This window comes from Enterococcus sp. AZ141 (genome assembly GCF_051714385.1).
GTDB lineage: Bacteria > Bacillota > Bacilli > Lactobacillales > Enterococcaceae > Enterococcus_D > Enterococcus_D entomosocium.
Window position 1 is genome coordinate 1,028,182 of the sequence record NZ_JBIORT010000001.1, and the last position, 22,451, is coordinate 1,050,632.

A 22,451-nucleotide genomic window follows, 5' to 3' on the forward strand; every position below is an offset into this window, starting at 1 on the left:
TTCCTCTTTTCGCCTCTGTCGCTAACGATTCATCCTTTTGCTTTCCCGGCGTTTGGCTGCCGACGAACAAAAAAGGCTCAATCATTTATGGGACTGATGAAAAGCACAGTTGATTTTGAACAACTCAGTCGTCCTTATTAACAGTCAGCCACACAAAAAAAGCAGTACCCTCTGAGAGGATACTGCTTTTGCTTGCTATTTGGCGTAATCCGTTGCGCGGGTCTCGCGAATAACGGTTACTTTGATATGACCTGGGTAATCCAAATCGTCTTCGATCTTCTTGCGGATGTCGCGAACCAATCGTACAGCATCCAAATCAGAAATCTCTTCTGGTTTGACCATTACACGGACTTCACGTCCGGCTTGGACGGCAAAACTGGAATCGACACCTTTGAAGCCGTTGGCGATATTTTCTAGGTTTTGCAAGCGGCGAATATAATTTTCCAATGATTCGCTGCGGGCACCTGGACGGGCTGCTGACAAGGCATCTGCGGCTGCAACTAAAACAGAGATAACCGATGTTGCTTCAACATCTCCATGGTGAGAAGCGATCGCATTGATCACCACACCATTTTCTTTGTATTTGGCAGCTAACTCAGCCCCGATCTCAACGTGAGAGCCTTCGATTTCATGGTCAAGGGCTTTCCCAATATCATGCAAGAGTCCGGCACGTTTGGCTAACTGGATATCTTCACCTAATTCTGCGGCAAGAACACCGGTTAGTTTTGCGACTTCGATCGAGTGGTTCAAGACGTTTTGTCCGTAGCTGGTACGGAAACGCAAACGACCTAAAATCTTGATCAAGTCTGGATGAAGGGTGTGAGCACCGACTTCAAAGGCTGCTTGTTCCCCATATTCACGAATATGCTCATCCATTTCTTTCCGAGATTTTTCGACCATTTCTTCAATTCGAGCTGGATGGATCCGGCCGTCTTGAATCAGTTTTTCAAGGGTCATACGAGCAATTTCACGGCGAATCGGATCAAATCCTGATAAGACGACTGCTTCTGGCGTGTCATCGATGATCAAATCGATCCCTGTCAAGGTTTCAAGGGTCCGAATGTTCCGACCTTCTCTTCCGATGATTCGACCTTTCATCTCATCATTTGGTAATGATACGACCGATACCGTGGTTTCAGACACTTGGTCTGCGGCACAACGTTGGATTGCTAGGGACAAGAGATTTTTTGCTTTTCGATCTGCTTCTTCCTTCGCACGCTGTTCAGATTCTTTGACCATGATCGTTAATTCATGGTTCAATTCCTCTTCCGTTGATTTCATGATCAACTCTTTTGCTTCATCTCTAGACAGCGCGGCGATGCGCTCTAATTCTTTCTGTTGTCCATCGATTAAGTTTTCTACTTCTTTTTCTCGCTCGTCAATTAATTGTTGTTTCTCACTAAGTCTGCCTTCTTTATCTTCAAGTGAGCGTTCTCGTTTTTCCAAAGAATCGTCCTTACGATCAAGTACTTGTTCTCTTTGGAGTAAACGATTTTCTTGTGATTTTAAATCAAGTTTGCTTTCTTTCAACTCACTTTCAATCTCTGACCGATACTTCTGATTTTCTTCCTTAGCTTCTAACAATGCTTCTTTTTTAAGAGTTTCTGCTTCTTTCTTAGCGCTTTCGATAATTCCAGCTGCAGAATTTTGGGCGCCGTTGATTTCTTTCTCATGACGAGATTTCGTCACATAAACTCCTAATCCAAGACCGACAATTAAACCGATGATAGCGAGGAGAATGTAAAGTAGTTCCAATGAATCCACCTCCATACTATCTTTTTAAATATTTTGTAATTTTGATTAACAAAGGATAACAAAATTATCAATTCGCTACTTCTTATGTGGAAATCCACATACGTTTATTCTAATGTTTGAACACAAGAGTGTCAACTTTAAATAATAAAGTAAACTTTCGCAACCCTTCCTTTTTACGGATGTTTTTTCAACAATAGATGAATCTAGCAAAAAGCCACAAAAAAGCCAAACAACGAGGTTGTTTGGCTTTTTCAAGACTTATTCGTCTAATGGTAATTCTTCTTGCGCTTCCTCGAGGGTTACGGTCTCTCCTGTTCCAATCCCGTAAGCATCGCGGACGCGAGCAGAAACTTCTAGCATCATTTCTTGGTGTTCACGCATATAGTTTTTGGCGTTTTCACGACCTTGACCGATGCGATCCCCTTTATAGGCATACCACGCACCGCTTTTATCAACGATGTCTTGTTCCACGGCCATATCCAATAATTCACCTTCTTGTGAAATACCTAGACCATACATCATGTCGACTTCCGCTACTTTAAATGGTGGCGCTACTTTGTTTTTGACTACTTTGATCTTCGTGCGGTTCCCGATGATATCTGTACCGGATTTCAATTGCTCAGCACGACGTACTTCCAAACGGATGGTTGAATAGAATTTCAACGCACGTCCACCAGGTGTCGTTTCTGGATTCCCAAACATGATCCCAACTTTTTCGCGAATTTGGTTGATAAAGATCGCGATCGTTTTCGTTTTGTTGATGGAACCAGAAAGTTTCCGTAATGCTTGTGACATCAAACGAGCTTGCAAACCAACGTGGGTATCACCCATTTCACCATCGATCTCCGCCCGTGGGACTAAAGCTGCTACCGAGTCAATAACTACGATATCAACCGCACCACTTGAAACTAAGGCGTCAGCGATCTCTAATCCTTGTTCCCCTGTATCTGGTTGTGATAACAAAAGATCATCGATATTTACGCCTAATTTTTGCGCATACTGAGGATCTAACGCATGTTCGGCATCGATAAATGCTGCTGTTCCGCCATTTTTTTGGACTTCCGCAATGGCATGTAAAGCAACTGTCGTTTTACCAGAACTTTCTGGGCCGTAAACTTCTACGATCCGTCCTCGTGGGTAACCACCTACACCTAATGCAACATCCAAGGCCAATGAACCACTTGGGATCGTTGAAATTTGTTGATCAACTTTTTCGCCAAGCTTCATGATGGCACCTTTACCATAGTTCTTTTCAATCTTCTTTAGTGCAGCATCTAAGGCTGCTTTACGATCATCTGCCAAACGGATAATCCTCCTTATATTCATCACTTTCGTGTGTCGTTCATAAGATAATAATAGTCCTTCTGAAGGGAAATTGCAAGAAAAAACGAACAAACATTCGCATTAATTTAATAATTCCTTACGTATTTGATTTAAGCCTGCCATGACAGCACTATGCCGAATATAGGCGCGGTCGCGGTTGAAGTGATACAGCTGGCTCGAGACGCCTTTGTCAGAAGCTAAGGCGATCCAAACAGTGCCTTTGGGCTGGCCTTCTAGTTCGTCCGGACCAGCAACACCAGTAAACGCCACCGCATAATCGGTCTCTGCTTGTTTGCGGGCATAGACGGCCATTGCTTCCGCACATTCCTGACTAACAGTCCCATAGCTTTCTAAAAGCGCTGGATCGATGCCTAAGAGCTTGCTTTTTGTTCCAGCAGAATATGTCACGAACCCACCGGGAAACACCTCAGAGACGCCAGGAATCCCTCCTAGGGTCGCTTGGAACAAACCAGCGGTCAAACTTTCCGCTGCGGTGACGGTTTTCTTTTTCTCGATCAGTAGCTCGACGACTGTTTCTGCCAGCGAATTTTGTTCCCCATATCCATAGAAATACGCACCGACCCGTGCTTGGACGGTTTCTTCTAATGCATCCAATTGTTTGATCCCTTGCGCCTCGTCTGCGGTTTTGACCGTCAGACGCAACGTGACCTCATTGGGTTTGGCATAAGGAGCAATGGTGGGATTGACTTGATTCTCGATCAAATCGGCCAATTCTGTGACCAACGCCGATTCCCCGATCCCGTAATAGCGCAAAACGCGAGAAAGCAAGACTTCTTCTTGGGGAAACTGCTCTAACAGAAGTGGTTTTGCGTGGGTAAGAAACATCGCCTGCAGTTCACTTGGCGGTCCCGGCAGCAGCAAATAACTGGTAGCGGCTGTCTGATAAAAGATCCCGATCGCTAGTCCATTGGGATTTGGCAAAGACTCACCGTCTTTGAAGACTAAGGTCTGCCGCAAATTGTTTTCCGTCATCCTCCGTTGACTGTTTTCAAAGAAGGCTTTCAATTGGTGATAACCTGGTTCATCTCGCACTAATTCCTGTCCCACATGGCGGGCAGTGACTTGTTTCGTCAAGTCATCGTCGGTGGGCCCTAAGCCGCCGCACAGCACGATCAAGTCGTTGCGTTTGTCGGCGATCGTCAGCAATTCCTCTAAGCGATTGGGGTTGTCCCCGACAACACTATGATAAAAAACATCAATCCCTAGACTTGCCAGTTCTTCTGACAAGAAGGTCGCGTTCGTATTCACCACCTGTCCTAAAAGTAATTCGGTCCCGACTGCAATAATTTCTGCTTTCATTCGTTTACTCCTTCATTTATCAGATACGTAAAAGTCTTTCATATTGACAAAAAAAGTCCAGAAAACTTCTGAACTTTCGTGACTTGTATCCTTGTTTTTATCGCTTCTTTATCTAGATCTAGAACTTTTACATAGAATCTTTAAAAACATTCGTATTTTTTATGAAATAATCGACCCCGGAATAGATCGTGAAGATCAAGCATAGATACAACATGATTTGATCGACAGGTAAACCGATCATTGAAAAGGGAATGTTGTTCAAGAACAAGAAAATGATCGCAACCATTTGTGTCGCGGTTTTGATTTTCCCCGGCCACGCAGCAGCCATGACTTCGCCGCTTTGTTCCACTAACAACAAGCGTAAACCTGTCACTGCCAACTCACGGCAAACGATGATCGAAACTACCCAGCCTGGGGCTTTGTCTAATTCGACCAGCATGATAAAAGCCGTCATGACGAGCATTTTATCTGCTAACGGGTCAGCAAACTTCCCGAAGTTGGTAACAAGGCCTCTGGAACGAGCGATCTTGCCATCTAGCCAGTCCGTAATGCTGGCTGCCGCAAAAAGGATCGCTGCAATAAGGTGCGTGTTTTCTAATTGTGTCGTACCAACGGTCATCGTGCCAAGATCGATCGGCAAAACCAAGACCAAAATAAAGATGGGGATCATAATGATCCGTAATACAGTTAATTGATTGGGTAAATTCACGAAATAGACTCCTCTCTGCCGACTATTGTACGAAATAACGGCAAATCATGCCACTACTTCTGCTTTTCACCAGTCGGGTGCAACAGATAACTTTTAGCTAATGATACCTCAATAAGGCGCATTTGTCAGATTTATGCCGCATCGTCTTGGTATTCAATCACGAGACGGACCGTCTTTTGTAACAATTCAAATTGTGGATCAGAAAAGTCCACTTCCTGTCCATTGGCCTTGATGGAGATATTTTGGCTTGCGCCCAGGGTCAAAGTCGCATTCGTGGCGCCTTCTGGCAGCGTCATTGATTGCGTTTCCCCTGCTTGTAGAGTGTATTGGTACACATAAGCATTGTCAACTTGTACACCGACCCAACAAGAAGCATCTAGCCCAGTAAATGCCAATTCAATAGGGTTTTCTGCATCTTTCATCGTGATCGTGATCGACGATTGCGTCGAATCACTGGCAGTCATCGTCATTTTGGCTTCGCTGGATTCCGTCGTACTTGAGGACTCCGTCGCTTCACTCGAAGTACTGGTTTCTTCCGTACTTGTCGTGGTGGAAGCGGTAGACGCCGAATTTTCTACCACGAGAGAAGAACTCCCTTGGATCATCGGTGTTGTATTACGGTCTTGCCAAGCCATGTAGCCCACGATACTCACGATCGTAATGGCAACCAGGCCTAATAGAATCATCGGCAAATAGCGGACGACAAATGAGCCACTTTTTTCTTCTACGTGCTGTGCTTTTCGTGAGCCGCTGACGGTTTCAGGCTGCGGTCTTTTTGGTAAGGGGGCGTCTAACGTATCTTTGCCATCAAAAACGGCCACCAATTTGTCGCCGTCTTCTCCAACCGCTGCTGCATATTGGCGAATAAACGCGCGGACATAAAAAGTGCCTGGCAATTGATCAAAACGCTCCGCTTCAATTGCTTCTAAATAGCGTTTTTGGATCTTTGTCATTTGTTGTAATTCAATCAATGAAATGTTTTTATCTAAACGGGCTTGCCGTAATTTTGCTCCAATCGTTGTTTCGTTGGCCACTCGATCATCTACTCCAGTCTTTTATTCATCTTTAAAAAAAGCCCTAAAATCGCTTCGCTGCTTGTCGTAAGGTCAGCAAAGCTGCTCTATCATTTTAAAACAGGGGTTCCCTGTATCAGTCAATAAAAAAAACTCCGTCACGCCGATTTCCATCTGGGCGCGCCGTCTACTAAATATAACATTTTTTCCGTGATTTTTTGCAAAAAAACAAAAAAAGATTTTGCTTCAATAATTAAAGAATACCATAAAAGAAAAAGTCTGAGGATAGCCTAACCACAACTCGCAAACAAATTTTAATACTTTTCGCCAAATTGGCATCAAAATGCAAGAAAAAACCACCCTTTGACGCAAAAAGAAAACACTGAATGATCTAGGAGGTGGGCAGCCCTTGAGCTGTTGGGCCTTCCTCCTTGAATCATTCAGTGTCGCTTAAATGACAGCTGTTTGACAAAACCAGCCTTCGCTTAGGCTTTTTCCGTTGGATACATGTAAAAACGGCTAAACGCTTTAGGATCGATAAAGGAACGAGCCGCTTGCTGAACATCTTCCAAAGTGATCGATTGGATCACCTCCGGTAGATCAAAGAGCGTCGTTTCACCGAATAAGCTTTGGGTAAACTGGTTTGCAATAAACTCCAATGAGTTCAGTGATTGGAAATATTTCCCTAGCATTTTCTTCTTCAATAACGTCAAGTTTTCTTCATTAATCTCTGGGTCGTGCTGGAAATTCATTAAGATCGCTTCGATCTCTGCCAACATTTCTTTTGGCTCTTCAGAATCCCCCGAGAAATCGGCAAAGTAAAAGCCGCGATCCAAGTTCACTTCAAATCCAAACGTGTCATCGATGATGCCTTGATCATACAGACGCAAATAATTGGCGGAAGTATTGCCTAAAACCAATTGGCAGAAAAGGTTCAACGCATTTTTGAAGCGTAAGAGCTCTCTTCCTGATTCCGGCAGTTTGTTCAAGTCCCCTTTGATCCCTAACACGCCTTTAGCACGTGTCACTGGCATGGTAAGGCTTGATTCTGCTTGAATATCGGCAAAGGTTTCTTCAGGAAACTGGCGAATGATCGCTTGCGTTTCTGGAAAGGTCTTGGCCGCTTGATTGGTCCGAATCCACGCCATCGTTTCTTCCGGATCGATGTTGCCTACCACAAAAAGTGTCATGTTGCTTGGGTGATAGAAGGTATTGTAGCAAAGATACAAGTCTTCTGCGGTGATCTGCGCAATGCTTTCCACCGTACCAGCGATATCGATATGCAGGGGGTGCTTCGGATACAAATTTTTGATGATGCCGAAAAACTGCTGCCAGTTCGGATCGTCATCATACATTTGGATTTCTTGGCCAATGATCCCTTTTTCTTTTTCGACGGTTTCTTCTGTGAAATACGGGGCTTGAACGAAATCGATCAACGTTTCAAGGTTCAGCTTGATTTGATCGGTTGCCGAAAAAAGGTAGCTGGTTTTCGTGAAACTGGTAAAGGCATTGGCAGAAGCCCCCTGCTGACCAAAGGTTTGAAAGACATCGCCGTCTTCTTTTTCAAACAGTTTGTGCTCTAGAAAATGGGCAATGCCATCTGGAACTTGATGCAATGCTTCGGGTGAAAACCCGAAATGATTGTCGACAGAGCCATAGTTCGTACTGAAAAGTCCGTAAGTTTTATGGAAATCGGCTTTTGGCAGCAAATAAACTTTCAAGCCGTTTGGCAATACTTCTTCATAAAGGGTCTCATTGATTTGCTGATAGACTTTTTTATTCATGGGTCGTCTCCTTATCCAGGAAGAATACAGCTTGCAAGGACACGTTTTTGGCCAATGCTTGGACATCTGCTACGGTCACTTGAGCCAATTTCTGCATAAATTCATCTTCCGTCATTTTCGTATTCGGTACCCACTGATTCAGATAGGCTGTTTCGATCAGTGCTTGTGGGTTATCCAACGAAAGCAAGTACTGGTTTTTCAACATCGCTTTTGTTTGTGCCAGTTCTTCCGCTGTGACTTCGCCACGCTGCAAGCTTTGCAGCTGTTGTTCGATCAATTTGAAGACCTTGTCGCGGTTTTTGCCGTCGATTCCTGTTTGGACCGACAAGTACCCGCGAAACGTATCGATACTGCTGGAAGCATAATAAGCCAAACTTTCTTTCTCTCGGACATTCATAAACAGTTTTGAATGAGGGAATCCGCCAAACAACCCGTTGAAGACCATAAAGGCGATCCGCTCGGCTTGGTCATAATACACGCCAGTATGATAACCTAAGTTCAATTTGGCTTGAATGATTGGTTCCCGCAAGATTTTCTCGCGAATGATATTTTCCGCCGCTTGCTGATAAAAGACCGGTATTGCTTGGTCTGGCCGATCGGTAAAGGCCATGTTCTGGAAAATCTCCGCGACTTCTGCTTCAACCACATCGCCGATCACAAAAAGATCGATTTGGTCATTGTCCATCATTGAGCGATAGGTTTGGTAAAGCTCTTTTGCGGTCACAGCTTCTAAGTCTTGGGGACGGCCAAAGCTCGGATACTTCTGATTCTGATCGTTTTCGAAATACAACTCTTGCAGCCCTAAAGAAGCCAATGCTTGCTTATCTTCTGCCACGCTGTTCATATAGGCGATCAAGTTGTGCTTTTCGATGGTAAAGTTCTTTTCCTCAAATTGCTCCTCGTGGGCATTCGGATGGAACAAAACTTCTGCTAAAAAAGCGGCTGCTTGCGGCAAGACTGCTTCATCTGACACATACTTCCCGTTGACAAAGGACATCGCTGCATTGATTTGATGCAGATTGCCCCGTTTGTTGACATTCATTCCGAAGCTGGCACCGTAAAGCTCCGCCAGTTGACTGCTAAATGCGGTCTGCGTCGGATAAGCCAAACTAGTCGTTTCTAATAAACTAGTCAATAAAGTCCGTTTGGCGGTCATTTCGGCCTGCAATGGTGCAGTGAACCGAACGAAAAAACGGATCGTTTTATACTTTTTGGTCGGCAGCACCGTTAACCGAACACCTTTTTTTAATTCAATAGACATGTGACACCCCTTCTAGAAGCAAAATTATCTCTTCAATTATAGCATAGCTGACAAACTTTCTCCTTGGCTCATTGATCAAACCTGCTGCAGCGAGCGTTTTTTTTTATAAATCTTGCATTTTTCGCTATACTGTCAGTAAGATTTAGAAGGGAGGATACAGGATGATTAAAGAATTTAAAGAATTTATTTTACGAGGAAACGTCATTGACTTGGCGATCGGGGTCGTAATCGGGAGTGCCTTCACCGCAATCGTCACTAGTTTAGTTGAAGGATTGCTGACACCATTGGTTTCATGGATCTTATCACTCTTCGGTAACGCCGATGCCTTTTCTGGCTTGGTCTTTGAACCCGCCAAAAATGTAGTCTTTGATTTTGGCCGCGTCATCACTGCCATTATTACGTTCTTGATTACCGCATTTGTCTTGTTCTTGATTGTCAAAGCAGTGAACAAATTACGCAATCTGAAACAACAACCTGAGGAAGACGAAGTACCAGAAATCACTGCAGAGGATTATTTAGAAGAGATTCGTGATCTTATAAAAGCGCAAACGCCTACTGCCAACACCGTTGATCCACGTCCAACATCATTGGACGATACGATCAGATAAGAAACCGGCTCTTTGTCATTAAGGACAAAAGAAGCAATTCGGATTCATCCGATCCATCAATCATAGCGCTAAAAGAAGCAAGCACGGCGAACCTCTTTAGAGAGTCGCTGTGCTTGCTTCTTTTTTCATCCCGACATGCAGGATCCCGTCTTCATAAAAAGGCGGTGTAATGGTTTTAAAGCCATACTGGCCGTAGAATTTTTCTAAGTGGGCTTGTGCTTCGATCTCAATAGGCAAAGCCGGATAACACTGCTCAATGCGATGCAAAACTTCTTTGATCAGACGATGGCCTTCTTTTTGCCCACGGTATGCCGGTGCCACAATGATCCGACCAAAATGCACCGTTTGTTCCTGCTGGAAAATACGGGCGTATGAAACGACCTGCCCGTCCTCATCAAGGGCCCATAAATGTTTGGCCTGTGCATCGATCGCATCGATCTCCTGATACGCACACGCTTGTTCCACCACAAAAACTGCTGTGCGCAAACGGGCAAGTTGATAAAACTCCACCCCAGTCATTTCCCCTAACTCTTTTAGAAAAAACGCCATCCCATCACTCCTTATCTTGTTGAACCAAAAAAGAGTCAACAAAGTGTCAACTCTTCTTGTTTCAAACAGCTTCCGATAAAAATTCAATCTCAACAGTTCTGGTTAAAATATCTGAATAACTATAAGAAACCCGCTCGAATGAATTCTCGTTTGGATCCAAATCTACAACAAAAACTGAAGGATAAGTTTCTGTCAAAACGCCGCGACGTTCAGTTTGACGCTTACGTCCAGTCTGAGCAACTAGCATAATCTCACTACCGATACGGCCTTCTAAATCTTTCTTGATTGTAGCTAAAGTTGTTGGCATCGCATTCACCTCGAGCATCATTATACCACGAAATGCAGAAAATTTCAAGTTTACCATAAAATAATTCTACTTTCAATAAGATTTTTGTTAAACGTCTTTGATAAGCGCTATCAATTTTGTCCTACCGCGGCTGAAAGCGCTTTTTATTTTTTCGTAAGACAGCTTTTCTTGAGCCGCAATCTGATCAAGTTCTAATCCTTTTAAATAATTCATTATAACCATTCTTTCTAAAGACGATAAACTTTTCGGATACTCTACCAACGATTCATTAACAAACAAATAGGTCTCTGCAGTTTCCGCACAGCGATTATGATCGGTCAAAAACCGATTGCCTTCTTGTGAAAGCTTTTCTTCCAGCGAGCAGGCATCGACTTGGGCTTTGCGTTTTTGGGCATGCTGCGCCCGCAACAAGCTGCAGATACGGTTTTCAAAGGATCGCTTAAACAAGATACCCAGCGTCGTTCCTTTGTCCTGATCGTAAGTCTTTAGACACTTATTAAAAACGATCCGGCCTTCTTGCAGCCAATCATCTAAGTCATAATCCCGCAGATAATATTTTTTATGCAAAATCTCAACGATCGGTCGATATTTTCTGAACAACTCTTCAAATCTATCAGAAGGGTGTGATACTTGTCCTTCTTCCCTGCGCATCGATATCACTCCTTTTGTTTTTGCTTCATTTGCTACAAAAGGAGCGTATCATAAATGGCTGGGACATCTTCTAATTTACCAGACCAACTTTGTCCCTAACTAAGGTCGCGCAATTTCTTTTCAAGTTCAGCTAATTGTTCCGGTGACCAAGGGGAATTGCGCCGGAAATTTTCAAACCGCAAATCGGTTTGATGCTCGTGGATGTCTTTTTCCGTTTTTTCCACGCTTTTGTACAATTCCCGTGCCGAAGTTCGTAAGGCACCTTGAGAGAAGATCACCCACTGTTCGGCTAAATCGCTGGTAGCGACGGTGACTTGCGTCAATCGATTGTTTAACTCACCAGCGATTCGTTCAATGTAGCTGTCGGCGGTCTCTCCTTCTTCGGTAAAAATAACTTCCAGCTGATATTTGGTGTAACTTTGTGTCACACCAGGCACCAGTTGGGCATCAAAAACAACGATGATTCTCAAGCCTTCATATTTTGCATAATTCGATAGCCGGTTCAGCAAAGCTTCTCTCGCATCTTCTAAACGGTCCTGATTTTTCAAAAGAACCAGCTCCGGCCAAGCGCCAATCATATTGTAGCCATCCACGATCAGCAAAGGGGTTTTCATTGGGATGCCCCATTTCGGCTAGTAAAGGCCTGATACATCAACAAGCCTGCCGCCACACTGGCGTTCAAGCTCTGCACGTGCCCGGTCATTGGGATCGTCAGCATTTGATCCACTTCTTTTTTCAAACCTTCCCCCATGCCGCGACCTTCGTTACCGATGATCAAACCGACCGCCCCTTGGGCATTCCATGTACGGTAATCACTGCCGCTCATATCAGTACCGAAGATCCAAAAACCAGCTTTTTTCAGCTGCTGGACTGCTTGGGTCAAGTTGGTCACTCGAGCCACAGGGATATGTTCCACTGCGCCGGTCGATGTTTTCACCACGATCGGCGTGATCCCCACCGCACGGTGTTTCGGAATGATGATCCCGTCTACGCCGCTGGCATCAGCGGTTCGCATGATGGAGCCGAAATTATGGGGATCTTCTAGATTATCTAAAATCAGATACAGCGGCTGTTCTTTCGTTTGGGCCAACAATTCATCCAAGGTCAAATACTGGTAAGGGGTGATCGCCAAGATCATGCCTTGATGGACCCCTTGGTCACTCATCGTATCCAGCTTTTGTTTTGGCACCCATTTGACAGGAACTGCCTGTTCCCGTGCCATTTCTTTCAGACGATCGATCTTTTCTCCCCTTGCCTCTTCAGAAAGAAACAGCTTGTTGCCTCGCCCTTCTTTCAAGGCTTCAGCAACCGCATGATAGCCAAAGACAAAATTATCTTCGATGGCTTCTCCCTCGGCTTCTTTGCGGCGATCCGGTCTATTTTCTTTTCTAGCTTCTGATTGGCCAGCTGTTTTTTTATTTGGACGCTTTCTTTGCGGTTTTTCTCGCATCTTCTTCTCCTACTTTCTTTATACACCAGTCTACCAGCTCGTCTAAGCGTTCTTTTTGCTGCGTGAGGTGCAAATACCCGATCAGCGATTCAAAGCCAGTAGCGATGCGATACGTCGTGACATCGGCATTTTTGGCACCCGTATGACTTTTACTATTACGGCCGCGGCGATAAAAATCATGTTCTTCTTCGGTCAAGATCTCTTCATCCAACATCTTTTGGATCAACGCTGCTTGGGCCTTGGCAGATACATAGTGGGTCGCCATATGGTGCAGTTGGTTTGGTCGGGTTTGGCCTTGGGCGACTAAATAATCGCGAATATAGACTTCATAGACCGCATCCCCCACATAGGCCAATGCCAAACCATTCAATTGTTTATAATCTCTCATATTTCTCGTCTCCATCGGGTTCCTTGCGGGGTATCTTCTAAGATGATCCCTTGTTCTTTCAACTCATCACGGATTTGGTCGCTGCGGGCAAAATCTTTGGCTTTGCGGGCGGCGATTCGTTCATTGATCAGCTGTTCGATTTCTTCATCTAGCAATTCTTCTGATACAAAATAAATCCCGAAAATCGTCAGCCATTCGCTGAACTTGGCTAATCCAGCGGTTAATAAAGCCAAGTCTGTTTCTGGGTCTTCGCTAGCTAAGTTCAGCCACTTCGCCAATTCATAGACCACTGTGATCCCATTAGCCGCGTTGAAATCATCGTCCATTTCTTTGATGAAACGTTCTTCAAATTCTTCCAGAACCGGTGCATTGACTTCCTCATCGCTGGCTTGATAGTGACTGCTATTCAAGCGGAATTTGGCATTTTCATAGGTCGTACGCAATTTTTGCAGATTGGTTTGTGCTTCATGTAAGGTAGTCTCGCTGTATTTGATTGGTCGGCGGTACTGAGTCGTTGCCAAAAAGAAACGCAGCACCTGTGGATCAACTTTTTTGACCATCTCATGCACCGTGACGAAGTTGCCCAGCGACTTACTCATTTTTTCTTCGTCTTCACCGATCGTCACATAGCCATTATGCATCCAATAGTTGGCAAAGGTCTTGCCGGTTTTTGCCTCGCTTTGGGCGATCTCATTTTCATGATGAGGGAAGGTCAAGTCTTGTCCGCCTCCATGAATATCGATGGTCTCGCCTAGGTGTTTGGTCGCCATCACCGAGCATTCGATATGCCAGCCGGGACGGCCGGCTCCCCAAGGAGATTCCCAAGCGATCTCATCGCCTTTTGCCGCTTTCCACAAAGCAAAATCCAACGGATCTTCCTTGATTTTTTGTTCTTCACCGGTTCGCTGGCTTGCGCCGACTTCCAGCTCGTCGATGGATTGGTCGCTTAATTGCCCATAGTGAGCAAATTTACGGGTACGGTAATAAACATCGCCATTGACTGGATAGGCATAGCCTTTTTCTACAAGAGCAGCAATAAAGGCAATGATGTCTTCAATATGATCCATCACACGAGGATTCATCGTAGCAGGTTTGACATTCAGCGCTGCAGTATCTTCATTGAAGGCGTTGATAAAACGCTCTGCCACTTCTGGGGCCGTCGTACCTAATTCTTTTGCTGCACGAATGATTTTATCATCGACATCGGTAAAATTCATCAAATAGTCCACTGTATAGCCGCGGTATTCGAAATAACGACGTACGGTATCAAATGAAACAGTACTGCGGCCATTCCCGATATGGATATAGTTATAGACGGTGGGTCCGCAAACATACATTTTTACTTTCTTTTCTTCCAATGGCTGAAACACTTCTTTTTCTCGTGTCAGCGTATTATAGATTTTAATCATCGTGGGTAACCTTCTTTCCTTTGATTCGAACGATCTTTGCCGGGATGCCGACAGCAGTTGCTTCTGCGGGGATATCCTTCAAAACCACTGCATTGGCGCCGATCTTTGCATATTCACCGATCGTGACAGGACCTAAGATCTGCGCATGGGCTGAGAGAAACGCACCGGTTTTAACCGTGGGATGACGCTTGCCCCGCTCTTTGCCGGTTCCCCCCAGGGTGACTCCGTGAAACAAGACGACATCATCTTCAATGATCGCCGTTTCCCCAATCACGACCCCCATCCCATGATCGATAAAGACCCCTTGACCGATCTGGGCACCAGGATGAATCTCGATCCCGGTCAAGAAACGCCAAAACTGGGCCGTCAGTTTTGCCAAAAAATACCAGCGATGCTGAAACAAAAAGTGCGCCCAACGATGCCAAAATAAGGCATGGAATCCCGGATACGTGATGATGATCTCCAACGTTGATCGCACCGACGGATCGTGTTTTTTTGTTGCCGCAATTGCTTTTTTGAACCAAGTCATCTTCTCACCTGCTTTATCCAAACTTCTTGATACGAAAAAAGCGTCTTTCAAATAAGTTTCCTTATTCAAAAGACGCTTTTTTGCGTGGTCCCACTTTTGTTCGCAGTTCGGCACTGCCTTCAAGCGGGTAACGTCCGCTGCTTCGTCTTTGACTTGCGCCAAAGCCACTCCTAGGTGCATTTCCTAGCCTTTTTTGACCACTCTCACCTTCCGTGGCCTCTCTGAAAAAAATCGGCTAGTACTTCGTCTATTCGCTGTGTTTATAACACGTTATTCAAATGATCAAGGGCTTTTTCTTTCCCTAATAATTCAACGGTATCCGGTAGTTCTGGTCCATGGGTTTGGCCTGAGACTGCCACTCGGATCGGCATGAATAAATTCTTGCCTTTGATGCCTGTTTCTTTTTGGATCTCCTTGATAGCTGCTTTGACTGCTGCAGCTTCAACAACTGGCATCGCCAGCAATTTTTCTTTAAAGGCTGTTAAAACCGTCGGTACGGTTTCCCCTGCCAAGACTTCTTTGGCTGCATCATCTAATTCAGGATGTTCTTCGAAGAACAATTCCGAAAGATCGACGATTTGAGCCGCAAAACTCATTTGTGGTTGATACAAGGAAACGATTTTTTTCAACCAAGCAGCTTTTTCTTCGGTCAATGTTTCTTCGATGCGGCCAGCTTTTACCAAGTAAGGAACGCACATTGCCGTCAATTCATCCAAATCCATTTGTTTCATGTACTGGTTATTGACCCATTCCAATTTCTTGGCATCGAAGGCAGCTGGTGATTTGCTCAACCGTTCAGGATCAAAGATTTTGATCAATTCTTCTTGAGAGAAAATTTCTTCCTCCCCAACTGGTGACCAGCCTAAAAGTGCAATAAAATTGAACATAGCATCTGGCAAATAGCCCAATTCACGGTATTGCTCGATGAATTGCAGAATCGATTCGTCCCGTTTGCTTAATTTTTTCCCAGTTTCGCTATTGATGATCAATGTCATGTGACCGAATTCCGGTGCTTGCCAGCCAAATGCTTCATAGATCATCAACTGTTTTGGTGTGTTGGCGATGTGGTCATCTCCACGCAACACATGGGTGATTTTCATATGATGGTCATCCACTGCTACTGCAAAGTTGTAGGTCGGCATGCCATCACGTTTTTGGATGACAAAATCGCCACCGACATTATCTGATTCAAAAACGATCTCGCCTTTGACCATGTCATGGAATTTGTATTCAGTATTGCGAGAGACACGGAAACGAATCACTGGTTTCAAGCCTTGTGCTTCTTTTTCGGCTTGCTCTTCCGGTGTTAAGTTGGCACATTTCCCTGCATAATGAGGCATTTCGCCACGCGTTCTTTGGCCTTCGCGTTCGGCTTCCAACTCTTCTTCCGTACAATAACACTTATACGCACGATTGCTTGCGAGCAATTGATCGATCAGTGGTTGGTAGATATCGCCGCGTTCTGATTGACGATACGGCCCATATTCCCCTGGATTTTCAGGTGATTCGTCCCAATCCATCCCTAACCATTGCAAGTTTTCAAGCTGGCTTTTTTCACCATCTTCGATGTTTCTTTTTTGATCGGTGTCTTCGATTCGGATAATAAATTCACCGTCATTGTGACGAGCAAACAAATAATTGAATAAAGCCGTCCGAGCATTCCCGATGTGTAAATGTCCTGTTGGACTTGGCGCGTAACGTACACGTACTTTTGTCATTGTTTTCCTCTTCCTTCATCTGATTTCCAAGCCAGCCAAGCTGCTTGGGGCTTATTGTTCAGTTTAGTGGGAAAGACCCGCGTAAAAAACAGAACCCTCAAGTTGAATTGTACAATCAATAACCCAATTAGTAAAGGCAGCTGGCATATTTTACGCCAGCTGCCGAGGATTATTTCTCTGATTTTGATCCTTCTTTGTTGTCGATGCCGCGACCAGAATGGGCTGGTTTGGCAAAAATCATCCGCCCAGCTGCCGTTTGCAAGGCGCTGGTGACGATCACTTCGATGTGTTCGTTCATGTAATGCTGGCCATCTTCCACCACGACCATCGTCCCGTCATCTAGATAAGCGACCCCTTGCTGCCGCTCCGTGCCAGCTTTCACTACTAAGACGTGCATGCTTTCTCCTGGAATCACCACTGGTTTGACCGCATTGGCCAACGCATTGATATTCAAGACCGGCACATTTTGAAATTCAGAAACTTTGTTTAAATTGTAGTCATTAGTCACAACGACACCATCCAGCAATTTCGCTAACTTGATCAGCTTGCTGTCGACTTCGGAAATGTCTTCAAAATCGCCTTCGTACATCTCAACTGCGATGCCTTCTTCTTTTTGCAAAGCATTCAAAATATCCAAGCCGCGACGGCCCCGGACCCGTTTCAAACTATCGCCAGAATCTGCGATGTATTGCAATTCATACAAAACGAAATTCGGGATCAGCAGGACGCCTTCCAAAAAGCCGGTTTTGGCAATATCATAGATCCGGCCATCAATGATCACGCTGGTATCCAAAATTTTGTATTTGTGGAAATGGTCCGCGATTTTTCTTTCTAGCATCTGCTGTTCATCTTGCTCTTGAGGCTCTGCCTTTTTGTTTTTCGGGGCAAAGACTTTTTTCCATTCATCGATCCGTGTCGTCCCGATCTGAAAACCGAGATACCCTAACAGGACCATCACTAAGATTGGGGCGATCCCGTTGATAAAAGGAATATCCCAATTGTAAAAAGGAATCGACACGATCACACCAATCATCAGACCGATGATCGAACCAATTGCGCCAAACAAGAGATAGGTTAAGCTCAATTCACTTAGTTTTTCTTCAATTTTGCGAATACCGGCTGCAATATATTTCGCTAATAGTAAAGATAATAAAAAGAAAATAAGGGCTCCAAGCAAACTATTAGTGATGTTATTATTCAGCCATTCATTTTGGGTTTGCCCAATGGCTTGCCATGCGATGGGCATCAGTGAGATCCCTAGACTTGCTCCGGCAAGTACCATTAGTGCGGTAATGACTCGTTTCTGCATACATGTTCCTCCATACTCCAGTAGGTTTCTTTTGTTCAAAAATCCGTGCTGCCAAACTGACTCCTTCCACCAGTCAGCGGCTGTCGGTTGGTTCAATGAATGAACCAGCAGCGTCAGGGCAAGAGGAAGGGAGATTGCCCCTTGCTCTTGCAGTGACTCCACTTTAACGGAAGACTTTCCGTAAGGTTTCGGCTAAGGTAGACACGCCTTCGACTTCGATGCCTTTTGGCGGCTGCCAACCAGTCAGATTGTTTTTAGGCAAATAAACTTTTGTAAAGCCCAGTTTCTGCACCTCTTTGACCCGTTGTTCGATCGCATTGACTCGGCGAATCTCACCCGTCAAGCCAATTTCACCGATAAAACACTCCGTCGGGCTGGTGCCTTTTTCTTTATAGCTGGAGGCGATACTAACAGCGATCGCTAGATCGATCGCGGGTTCATTTAATTTGACCCCGCCGGCTGCTTTTAAGTAGGCATCTTGATTTTGCAGCAGCAAACCTGCCCGTTTTTCTAAAACCGCCATGATCAGCGAGACCCGGTTGAAGTCTAGCCCCGTCGTCGTGCGTTTGGCATTGCCGAACATCGTTGGCGTGACCAATGCTTGGATCTCCACCAAGATTGGCCGACTGCCTTCCATTGCCACTACGATCGCCGATCCGGTTGCGCCTTCTAAGCGTTCTTCCAAAAAGACTTGTGACGGATTGGCGACTTCTTTCAACCCGCCTTCTTCCATTTCAAAAATCCCGATCTCATTGGTGGACCCAAAGCGGTTTTTGACGGCCCGCAAAATCCGAAAGCTGTGGTGCTTTTCGCCTTCGAAATACAAGACGGTATCCACCATGTGCTCCAGCATCCGCGGTCCTGCGATCGAGCCTTCCTTCGTCACGTGGCCAACGATAAAGATGGCGATGCCATTGGTTTTAGCGATTTTCAGCAATTCTGCGGTCGTTTCTCGCACTTGGCTGACACTGCCTGCCACACTGGTGATATCCGGTTGGGTCATGGTTTGGATCGAATCGATGATCACATAATCTGGGCGGATGTTTTCGATCGCTTTACTGATCTCTGACATGTCCGTTTCCCCATAGAGATAAAATTCCGTGTCGATGGCGCCTAAGCGCTGCGCCCGCATTTTGATCTGCTCGGCACTTTCTTCTCCTGACACATACAAGACCGTTCCGCCGATCGCTGCTAATTGCTGGGAAACTTGCAAGAGCAGCGTCGATTTTCCGATCCCGGGATCCCCACCGATCAAAATTAAGGAACCTGGGACCACGCCGCCGCCTAAGACGCGATTCAACTCAGCGAGTTTCGTTTGGACCCGCGGTTCTTTTTTCGGTACGACATCGGCAATTTTCGTCGGCTGCATCTTTTGCCCCGTCAATGTCGTACGTACACGACGATCAGCGGTTTCTTGGATCACTTCTTCTACCATTGAATTCCAGCTGCCGCAATTGGGGCATTTTCCTAAATATTTAGGGGAACTATACCCGCAATTTTGACAGACAAATTGACTTTTTGCTTTTTTTGCCATTGATCTCCTCCACTACTTCTATCAAACAGACCCCTAGGCAGGATTTACTGATTCGAGGAGCCAAAGCCGCCGGTTCGGCTGGCAGTGGTTGTATCTTGATCAGCTTTTAAGAACGGCAAGAAAATTCCTTGGCCGATCCGCTCGCCTTTTTTAATGACGACATCTGTGGGGCCGAAATTAGTAAACTGGAACATAATATGCCCTTCATTATCTGGATTGTCATAGTAATCGCTGTCGATGACGCCGACACCATTCGTCAAGACTAAGAAACGTTTCAAAGGATTGCTGGAACGATTTGTCAGCTGCAAATACTCGTCTTCCCCCATATAGGCTTTGATCCCAGTGGGAATCAAGGTTGGCTTCAACTGTTTTGCGGTCTCTTTCGCAAAAAGCGCTTTGACCCCATCGATCACGCCCGCTTTCCAAATGCTTGGCACCACGATTTCTTCCGCGGCTTCAAAGTCATAACCAGCCGCATGATGGGTGGCACGTTGAGGCAAGGTGATGCTTTTTTCTTTATATGATGTAATAATTTCAAATCCTCGTAATTTCATGGGTTCCTCCAATAATAAAACATATAGCTATTTTAGCATAGGAAGAACTATTTTCTTCATGGAAAACACAATTATCGAAAAGTCTTTACAATTTCTTCGTTTAAAATAGCTCAAAAAGAAAAAAGAGCATGACGAAACGCCCGTTTGCGAGTACAATAGAAAAAATATCAAAAAATAGGCGGTGGCATATGCGCGCAGATCTTTCAAACAAAAACCGAATCGTTGTAAAAATCGGCACCAGCTCGTTGATTTATCCCAATGGTGCCATCAATCTAGCTGGCATCGATGAATTAGCCTTTGTCTTAGCAGCTTTGCAAAACCAAGGCAAAGAAATCATCTTAGTTTCTTCCGGGGCGATCGGTGTTGGCATGAACAAGTTAAATTTGAAAGAACGACCCGTGGAGATCCCACAGCAGCAAGCCGTGGCAGCCGTTGGCCAATCGGAACTGATGACGATCTACAACCAGCGTTTTCAAAGCTATAGCCAGCAGACTGCACAAATTCTGCTGACCAGAGACATCATCGAATTTCCCCAAAGCCGTCAAAACGTTAGCAACACCTTAGAGCAACTACTTACGATGGGGATCATCCCGATCATTAATGAAAACGACACGGTGGCAGTAGATGAATTGGACCATCTCACCAAATTTGGCGACAATGACCAGTTGTCAGCGATCGTCGCTCAGTTGACGAAAGCCGAGCTTTTGATCATGCTTTCTGATATCGATGGCTTTTATTCCGCCAATCCGCTGAATGATCCTGATGCCGTTTTGTATTCCGAGATCAATGAAATCACCCCGGAACTTTTAGAACAAGCTACGGGAAAAGGCAGTCCTTATGGAACCGGCGGTATGACCAGCAAATTAAAAGCCGCTCAACGTATCTTAGACTTGAACAGTCACATGCTGCTCGCTAACGGCAAGCAGCCGAAAATTATTTTTGACTTGCTCGCAGGGGAACCTGTCGGCACCCACTTTTATCAACGAACGGAGGATGAGCAATGAGCAACTTGCAAACGATCGGTCAACAAGCTCAAGCAAGCGCCCAGACATTAAGCTTACTGAGTGCCAGTGAAAAAAATCACCTACTGGCAGCGATGGCCGATGCTTTAGAAAAAGCTACTGAGACGATTTTAGCTGCTAATCAACAAGACCTAGCTGCCGCAAAAGCCAAAGGAACCAGCCAAACGATGCTGGATCGACTGTTGCTGTCAGAACAACGGATCACAGAGATGGCTAACGGCATCCGAGAAGTCGCCCAATTGCCCGATCCAATCGGTGCCGTGGATAAAATGTGGCGCAATGCTGACGATCTTTTGATTGGTCAACAGCGGGTGCCCTTAGGGGTCATCGGCATCATCTACGAAGCTCGTCCTAATGTCACCACTGACGCCGCTAGTCTGTGTTTCAAATCAGGAAATGCCGTGATTTTGCGTGGTGGAAAAGAAGCCTTCCACTCCAATCAAGTCCTCGTGACTATTTTACAAGAGGCATTAGCTGCCAATGGACACTCCCGCCATGCGATCCAGTTTATCGAAGACACGAGCCACGAAACAGCGGCTGAACTAATGCGTCTGACGGATTACTTGGATGTTTTGATCCCCCGTGGGGGCGCCGGCTTGATTCGTCGCGTCAAAGAGACCGCCACAGTACCAGTGATCGAAACCGGCACCGGCAACAATCATATCTACATCGACCAAGCAGCCCAGCTGCCGATGGCACTGGCGATCGTCACGAATGCAAAGACTCAACGCCCTTCTGTCTGCAATGCCATCGAAACGATCCTCGTCCATGAAGCAGTGGCAGCGGAGTTTTTGCCTATGGTAGAAAAGCAGTTTGCCGATCAAGTCGAATTGCGAGGGGATCAAAAAGCATTGGCGTTTTTGAACAATGCACAGCTTGCCACTGAAGAGGACTGGGCAACCGAGTTTTTAGACTATATCTTAGCGATCAAAGTGGTGGCTTCGCTAGAAGAAGCCATTGCTCACATCAATCGCTACAATACGAAGCACTCCGAAGCGATCATCACCGATGATTATTTCGCTTCCCAACGCTTCTTGAAAGAAGTTGATGCGGCGGCGGTTTACGTCAATGCCTCGACCCGTTTCACCGATGGCTTTATGTTTGGCTTTGGTGCCGAGATCGGCATCTCGACGCAAAAACTCCATGCCCGTGGGCCAATGGGGTTAGAAGCACTGACTTCTACCAAATACATTATTTATGGCGAAGGCCAGATCCGTAAGTAACGATATGCAAAAACAGCCCCCTGCTGTAGTGTCCC

General features: G+C 45.4%; 22 protein-coding genes and 1 other annotated feature. Of the genes, 3 read left to right on the forward strand and 19 right to left on the reverse strand.

The annotated features are described in order from the left end of the window. Positions 1 to 195: 195 nt before the first annotated feature. The 7 genes from rny to yfmF form a co-directional block, all read right to left on the reverse strand. Complete coding sequence (gene rny, locus IGI89_RS04780; RefSeq protein WP_005232891.1) at positions 196 to 1,770, reverse strand: ribonuclease Y; 1,575 nt, start codon at positions 1,768 to 1,770, stop codon at positions 196 to 198. A 243-nt stretch (positions 1,771 to 2,013) separates the two neighbouring features. After that, entirely contained in the window at positions 2,014 to 3,057 is a 1,044-nt protein-coding gene (recA, locus tag IGI89_RS04785; protein WP_008376737.1) for a recombinase RecA, read from the reverse strand. A gap of 102 nt (positions 3,058 to 3,159) precedes the next feature. Next, a complete protein-coding gene (locus IGI89_RS04790; RefSeq protein ID WP_438735385.1) occupies positions 3,160 to 4,398 on the reverse strand; it encodes a competence/damage-inducible protein A in 1,239 nt (412 codons plus the stop codon). 127 nt (positions 4,399 to 4,525) lie between these two features. Then, positions 4,526 to 5,107: a CDP-diacylglycerol--glycerol-3-phosphate 3-phosphatidyltransferase gene (gene pgsA / locus IGI89_RS04795; RefSeq protein ID WP_005232894.1), complete on the reverse strand. Its 582-nt coding sequence runs from the start codon at positions 5,105 to 5,107 to the stop codon at positions 4,526 to 4,528. 131 nt (positions 5,108 to 5,238) lie between these two features. Continuing rightward, complete coding sequence (locus tag IGI89_RS04800; protein ID WP_005232895.1) at positions 5,239 to 6,141, reverse strand: helix-turn-helix domain-containing protein; 903 nt, start codon at positions 6,139 to 6,141, stop codon at positions 5,239 to 5,241. 464 nt (positions 6,142 to 6,605) lie between these two features. Continuing rightward, entirely contained in the window at positions 6,606 to 7,904 is a 1,299-nt protein-coding gene (gene yfmH, locus IGI89_RS04805; protein WP_005232896.1) for an EF-P 5-aminopentanol modification-associated protein YfmH, read from the reverse strand. Then, complete coding sequence (gene yfmF / locus IGI89_RS04810; RefSeq protein ID WP_005232897.1) at positions 7,897 to 9,165, reverse strand: EF-P 5-aminopentanol modification-associated protein YfmF; 1,269 nt, start codon at positions 9,163 to 9,165, stop codon at positions 7,897 to 7,899. The genes yfmH and yfmF overlap by 8 nt, the downstream gene beginning before the upstream one ends. A gap of 161 nt (positions 9,166 to 9,326) precedes the next feature. Between yfmF and mscL the strand changes: the two genes are divergently transcribed. Continuing rightward, complete coding sequence (gene mscL / locus IGI89_RS04815; RefSeq protein ID WP_438735386.1) at positions 9,327 to 9,773, forward strand: large conductance mechanosensitive channel protein MscL; 447 nt, start codon at positions 9,327 to 9,329, stop codon at positions 9,771 to 9,773. Positions 9,774 to 9,869: 96 nt separating this feature from the next. Here mscL and IGI89_RS04820 read toward each other — a convergent pair whose 3' ends face one another. The 12 genes from IGI89_RS04820 to IGI89_RS04875 all read right to left on the reverse strand — a co-directional run bounded on the left by IGI89_RS04820 (position 9,870) and on the right by IGI89_RS04875 (position 20,171). After that, positions 9,870 to 10,322 (reverse strand): GNAT family N-acetyltransferase, encoded by a 453-nt coding sequence (locus IGI89_RS04820; protein WP_005232899.1) that lies wholly within the window; start codon positions 10,320 to 10,322, stop codon positions 9,870 to 9,872. A 61-nt stretch (positions 10,323 to 10,383) separates the two neighbouring features. Continuing rightward, positions 10,384 to 10,629 (reverse strand): Veg family protein, encoded by a 246-nt coding sequence (locus IGI89_RS04825; protein ID WP_005226417.1) that lies wholly within the window; start codon positions 10,627 to 10,629, stop codon positions 10,384 to 10,386. Positions 10,630 to 10,716: 87 nt separating this feature from the next. Beyond that, a complete protein-coding gene (locus tag IGI89_RS04830) occupies positions 10,717 to 11,280 on the reverse strand; it encodes a sigma-70 family RNA polymerase sigma factor (RefSeq protein WP_005232901.1) in 564 nt (187 codons plus the stop codon). Between the two features lie 95 nt (positions 11,281 to 11,375). Continuing rightward, positions 11,376 to 11,894: an NYN domain-containing protein gene (locus tag IGI89_RS04835; protein ID WP_005232902.1), complete on the reverse strand. Its 519-nt coding sequence runs from the start codon at positions 11,892 to 11,894 to the stop codon at positions 11,376 to 11,378. Next, the gene (gene rlmB, locus IGI89_RS04840) at positions 11,891 to 12,730 is read right to left on the reverse strand and encodes a 23S rRNA (guanosine(2251)-2'-O)-methyltransferase RlmB (protein WP_005232903.1); all 840 of its coding nucleotides are present in this window, start codon (positions 12,728 to 12,730) and stop codon (positions 11,891 to 11,893) included. Before rlmB ends, IGI89_RS04835 begins: the two co-directional genes overlap by 4 nt. Next, on the reverse strand, positions 12,696 to 13,118 hold the full coding sequence (locus tag IGI89_RS04845) for a Mini-ribonuclease 3 (RefSeq protein WP_005232904.1): 423 nt from the start codon (positions 13,116 to 13,118) through the stop codon (positions 12,696 to 12,698). The genes rlmB and IGI89_RS04845 overlap by 35 nt, the downstream gene beginning before the upstream one ends. Continuing rightward, entirely contained in the window at positions 13,115 to 14,527 is a 1,413-nt protein-coding gene (gene cysS, locus IGI89_RS04850; RefSeq protein WP_016619443.1) for a cysteine--tRNA ligase, read from the reverse strand. Before cysS ends, IGI89_RS04845 begins: the two co-directional genes overlap by 4 nt. Continuing rightward, the gene (gene epsC / locus IGI89_RS04855) at positions 14,520 to 15,056 is read right to left on the reverse strand and encodes a serine O-acetyltransferase EpsC (RefSeq protein WP_034872105.1); all 537 of its coding nucleotides are present in this window, start codon (positions 15,054 to 15,056) and stop codon (positions 14,520 to 14,522) included. Before epsC ends, cysS begins: the two co-directional genes overlap by 8 nt. Before the next feature lie 65 nt (positions 15,057 to 15,121). Then, positions 15,122 to 15,320: a binding site (T-box leader), on the reverse strand. Further along, on the reverse strand, positions 15,317 to 16,774 hold the full coding sequence (gene gltX / locus IGI89_RS04860; RefSeq protein WP_005232907.1) for a glutamate--tRNA ligase: 1,458 nt from the start codon (positions 16,772 to 16,774) through the stop codon (positions 15,317 to 15,319). Its footprint overlaps the feature before it by 4 nt. A gap of 169 nt (positions 16,775 to 16,943) precedes the next feature. Beyond that, positions 16,944 to 18,083, reverse strand: coding sequence for a PIN/TRAM domain-containing protein (locus IGI89_RS04865; protein ID WP_005232908.1), 1,140 nt, complete (start codon positions 18,081 to 18,083; stop codon positions 16,944 to 16,946). Positions 18,084 to 18,246: 163 nt separating this feature from the next. Continuing rightward, on the reverse strand, positions 18,247 to 19,617 hold the full coding sequence (radA, locus tag IGI89_RS04870; protein WP_005226394.1) for a DNA repair protein RadA: 1,371 nt from the start codon (positions 19,615 to 19,617) through the stop codon (positions 18,247 to 18,249). Between the two features lie 44 nt (positions 19,618 to 19,661). After that, positions 19,662 to 20,171 carry a dUTP diphosphatase gene (locus IGI89_RS04875; RefSeq protein ID WP_005232909.1) on the reverse strand — a complete coding sequence of 170 codons (510 nt, stop codon included), beginning with the start codon at positions 20,169 to 20,171 and terminating at the stop codon, positions 19,662 to 19,664. A 188-nt stretch (positions 20,172 to 20,359) separates the two neighbouring features. On the opposite strand from IGI89_RS04875, the gene proB reads away from it, so the two are divergent. Both proB and IGI89_RS04885 read left to right on the forward strand, forming a co-directional pair. Beyond that, a complete protein-coding gene (gene proB, locus IGI89_RS04880; protein WP_008376761.1) occupies positions 20,360 to 21,175 on the forward strand; it encodes a glutamate 5-kinase in 816 nt (271 codons plus the stop codon). After that, entirely contained in the window at positions 21,172 to 22,416 is a 1,245-nt protein-coding gene (locus tag IGI89_RS04885; protein ID WP_438735387.1) for a glutamate-5-semialdehyde dehydrogenase, read from the forward strand. The genes proB and IGI89_RS04885 overlap by 4 nt, the downstream gene beginning before the upstream one ends. The last annotated feature ends 35 nt before the right edge of the window (positions 22,417 to 22,451 follow it).